The 4,241-nt window shown below is 29.8% G+C and carries 6 protein-coding genes; 4 read left to right on the top strand and 2 right to left on the bottom strand.

The features are described 5' to 3' along the window. Positions 1 to 114: 114 nt before the first annotated feature. Positions 115 to 483 carry a glyoxalase gene (locus tag RMN92_RS07315; RefSeq protein ID WP_309608809.1) on the top strand — a complete coding sequence of 123 codons (369 nt, stop codon included), beginning with the start codon at positions 115 to 117 and terminating at the stop codon, positions 481 to 483. A 5-nt stretch (positions 484 to 488) separates the two neighbouring features. On the opposite strand, the gene RMN92_RS07310 is transcribed toward RMN92_RS07315, so the two are convergent. Further along, complete coding sequence (locus RMN92_RS07310) at positions 489 to 1,544, bottom strand: DUF3810 domain-containing protein (protein ID WP_309608808.1); 1,056 nt, start codon at positions 1,542 to 1,544, stop codon at positions 489 to 491. Then, positions 1,544 to 2,755: a serine hydrolase domain-containing protein gene (locus RMN92_RS07305; RefSeq protein WP_309608807.1), complete on the bottom strand. Its 1,212-nt coding sequence runs from the start codon at positions 2,753 to 2,755 to the stop codon at positions 1,544 to 1,546. The genes RMN92_RS07310 and RMN92_RS07305 overlap by 1 nt, the downstream gene beginning before the upstream one ends. 191 nt (positions 2,756 to 2,946) lie before the next feature. Between RMN92_RS07305 and RMN92_RS07300 the strand changes: the two genes are divergently transcribed. The 3 genes from RMN92_RS07300 to RMN92_RS07290 all read left to right on the top strand — a co-directional run. Next, positions 2,947 to 3,138: a hypothetical protein gene (locus RMN92_RS07300; RefSeq protein ID WP_309608806.1), complete on the top strand. Its 192-nt coding sequence runs from the start codon at positions 2,947 to 2,949 to the stop codon at positions 3,136 to 3,138. Continuing rightward, positions 3,113 to 3,739, top strand: coding sequence for a zeta toxin family protein (locus RMN92_RS07295; protein WP_309608805.1), 627 nt, complete (start codon positions 3,113 to 3,115; stop codon positions 3,737 to 3,739). Before RMN92_RS07300 ends, RMN92_RS07295 begins: the two co-directional genes overlap by 26 nt. Before the next feature lie 6 nt (positions 3,740 to 3,745). Next, on the top strand, positions 3,746 to 4,241 hold a 496-nt coding region (locus RMN92_RS07290), incomplete at its 3' end, for a M20/M25/M40 family metallo-hydrolase (RefSeq protein WP_309608804.1).

Raw genomic sequence — 4,241 nt, 5'->3', positions numbered from 1 at the left:
AAAAAGATTTGACTTATTCTCACCAAAGATTTACTAAAATGAAAAATATTGAAAGTATTTTATTAAGATCAGAAGTTAATTTGTAGATTTATAATTAATTAAATTTATGACTAAATGAATAATCAAATAAAATCAATTCGCCCATTTATCGGAGCTAAAAATTATGAGTTATCACGGAGTTTTTATTGTGACTTAGGTTTTAAAGAAAACATTTTGTCAACTGGAATGAGTTATTTTGATATGAATGGTTTTGGATTCTATTTGCAAAATGCCTATGTGAAAGACTGGGTAGAAAATACCATGGTTTTTATGGAAGTAACAAATGCAGAACATTTTTGGACTCAATTAGTTAAATTAGAACTTACATCAAAATATGAAAATGTAAAGTTAGTACCTATTCGGGATATGGATTGGGGAAATGAATGTTTCCTTCACGATCCATCTGGAATTTTATGGCATTTTGGTGAATTTAAAACCAAATAAAATATTTACAAATCTTTCTTAGCATAATAGTTAACCATCAAATCTACAAATTTACTATAACTTTCCAATCCATCTTTTTGTTGGTTGAATTTTAAGAAATTGTCATAAAAAATCTCGAAACCTGTGTCGATAAATGTTTGATGACTTTCCCAAAAATCTTTACTTTCTTTATAATTTTTTAAAATTCCCGGATGTATTGTTTTTAATAACTGTTCTAAAATTTTGGGATTTCGAACTTCCCAATTGGATAAACAATATCGCAAAGCATAACTATATCCAGAATATTTAAAATACAAATCATCGTTTTTTGTGACGGCCAAAAAACCTATAAAATTGCATTCGCTTTCGCTAGCATAGCCCATTTGGTGAGCCATTTCGTGGCAAGCTGTCATGGGAAATCCGTATTTTGGAATCATACTATTCACTTGGGCTTCATTGGTAAACGGATTCAGATAGCCGCCAAAACCCATATAAGTCAACGGATAACTAAACAATGATTTTTTAACGCTTGGAATATTATATGTAAAAAATGAATATTCGTTAGAAAGATTTTTATACCCTAATAATGACTTTTCAAATATTTGATTTTGAGAAAATGGACTGACAATTTTCATGGCAGTATCATTAGTAATCTGAAATTGTATTTGATTGGTTTTAGCAATGATTTTATTTGTAAAAGCCAACAATTGAACATCAGAATATTCGGTTTTAATATTCATTTTTTCGGACAAAGGAATTCGATGGTAATTGAATGCCCACAAAAAATGAAACAGAAAATAAACCACCGAAAGCAGACTTAAAACGGAAAGAGCCTTGAATTTCCAATGAAGTTTTCTGTTTTTATATAACCAATACAAAGCATAGATAATTAAAATCGCATATAAAACATCACCAAACGAAAACGGTATCCAGCCTAAAATACTTCTGGAAAATTTCGAAATATAAGGATACAATCCGTTGCTGTAATAGGATTCTACAAATTCAGGAAAAAAAGAAATTATTTTTAATCCAACAATTTGTATCAAAAGAAATATAGGCAATATCAATTGTTTTTTACGCATTATTTTTTTGCCTTTTTAACTTTCTTGACGATTGGTTTGTTTTTGATAAAATCCTCACAAACCAATTTGAAAATTTCTTCTTCAAATTTATAAAAAGAACTATTTTTCCCTTTTTCGAAAGAAATTAAACAACCATTTGTAATAATTACAAATCCAAAATCTTGTTTTTCAGAAAAATAACCATCGCTTATCAATCCGTAAGCATCACCGGCATGCCCAATAAAGCTACCAAAAAAATCAGGATTATAAATAATATCAGAAGTGTTTAAATTGGTGTGATGCAGTCCCAATGCGTATTGTTTAAAAAAACCGTTATAATTATCTCCATTATTTTCGGCAAAAGTCCATTGGTTGGTTTTCATTAGTTTTATGGTTTCAGTAGATAAGATTTTTGCAGTTTTTCCATCATTTTTTAAATATTTTACAAACTGCCCAATATCCGAAGAAGACGCCCTTAAACCGCCCTGTGGCGCAAAATAAACCGCATTATTTCCAATAACATAATTACTTAAATCACTTGGTTTTGGTTTTACACCTTTAAAATCATCTTTGTTTGGTAGCCAACCTTTTTCATCAAATCTGTAAATAGTGCCTAAAACATTAATATCTTCAATATCTTGCAAACTAAAAGTGGCCGTTATACCAAGCGGTTTCAATATTTCATTTTTCATATAAATATCAAAACGCTGTTTGCTTATTTTTTCTATTAAGGTGCCAATTAATCCAAAATTCAAATTACAATACGTAAAAAAAGTTCCAGGTTTCTGATTCATAAACATATCAGTGGTAAAACTTTTACCAGTTGGAGTCAAAATACTACTAATATTAGGAATTGGCGTTTCATTATAAGTCGCTGCCAAAAAAGCATCGTAACCCGTCCCATCTTGCAAAGAAGAAGTATGACTCAATAACATTCTAAATGTAATAGCAACATTTGGAAAATTCGGATTTTCTACTTTAAAACCCAAATAATTTGAAATATCATCATCTAGTTTGAATAATTTTTTGTCGTATAATTTCATTAATCCCAACGCCGTAAATGCTTTCGAAATAGAGGCAATTCTGAATTTTGTGTCATTCGTAATTGGTAATTTTTGTGCTTCATTTTTAAAACCTACGTTATACACTTTTTCATTTTTGCCTGAAAAGGTATACACTGAAACACCCATTAACTGATTGTCTTTAACGATATTTTCAAGTTTTGTTTCCATGTTTTGTGCGAATATCGAACTGCAGAAAAGTAATACTAACCATTTTTTCATTGTGAACTATTTTCCTCAAATATAGATTTTTTTAAAAATAAACTAAACCTTTTGTCAAACTAACTTTGTAATTGAAATAAATTGTAGTTATAGAATAAATTGTTTTTTCTTTTTTGTAAATTGCAAGATATTTATAAAATATGGAATCTACCTATAATTTACTTTCACAAAAGGAACCTACTGAGAAACAACTTCATGATTTGATGAGTAATGTGGTTATTGAAGTTAAAAAACGAGCTAAAACTGCTTCACAAAAACTTCAAAAACTTCAAGGATTACAAATTGAAGAGGCTTTTAAAAAGTACAATGAGTCAAAAAACAGAAATGAATAAAAGTAAACCTACTTTGATTGTCATTGCTGGACCAAATGGCTCTGGAAAAACATCAATTACTTCTCAAATTTTGAAACACGAATGGATTCAAAATTGTATGTACATTAATCCAGATAATATTGCACAAGAAGAGTTAGGAGATTGGAATAACCATGAAATTGTATTAAAAGCTGCTCAAATTGCTACCCAAAGAAGAGAAGATTGTATTGAGAAAAATGAAAGTTTAATTTTCGAAACCGTACTTTCTGCATTTGATAAAATTGATTTTCTAAAACAAGCAAAAAACAAAGGTTACTTTATAAGATTGTTCTTTGTAGGTACAAATCATCCATCAATTAATGCGAGTAGAATTGCGCATAGAGTATTGGAAGGCGGACATGATGTGGCTATTACTAAAATAATCAGTCGTTACACTAAATCAATTTCTAATTGTTGTATTGCTTCAACTTTTGTTGATAGATTATATATTTATGATAATTCTAAAGATTATGAAGAAGCTATTTTGCTATTCAGGTCTGTGAATGGTAATGTTGAAAAAAAATATTCTGAAATAAACGATTGGGCTATTCCAATTCTAAATTCGTTAAATAAAACAAATTAATATAAAATGAGCCAAGAAATAAGAAACCTTGAACCAAAAAACCTTTGGAATAAATTTGCAGATTTAAATGCTGTACCTCGTCCTTCAAAAAAAGAAGATAGAGTAATTCAGTTTATGAAAGATTTTGGAAATAATCTAGGATTAGAAACTTTTGAAGACGAAATTCGAAATGTAATTATTCGAAAACCAGCCACTCCAGGAATGGAAAATCGCAAAGCTTTAGTTTTGCAAGGACATTTGGATATGGTGCATCAAAAAAATAATGATACCAATTTTGATTTTGATAAACAAGGCATCGATATGTATGTTGATGGCGACTGGGTTCGAGCTCGCGGCACAACTCTTGGTGCCGATAATGGTCTTGGAGTAGCCATGATTATGGCGATTTTAGAAAGTAAAGAAATCAAACATCCTGCTATTGAAGCCTTATTTTCCATTGATGAAGAAACTGGAATGACTGGCGCTTTGAACCTGAAAGGCGGAATTCTCCAAGGTGAAATTT

Source organism: Flavobacterium sp. (genome assembly GCF_031363805.1).
Taxonomy (GTDB): Bacteria; Bacteroidota; Bacteroidia; order Flavobacteriales; family Flavobacteriaceae; genus Flavobacterium.
Note: the sequence above shows the minus strand (reverse complement) of the source record. Positions and strands in the feature narration are given on the sequence as shown.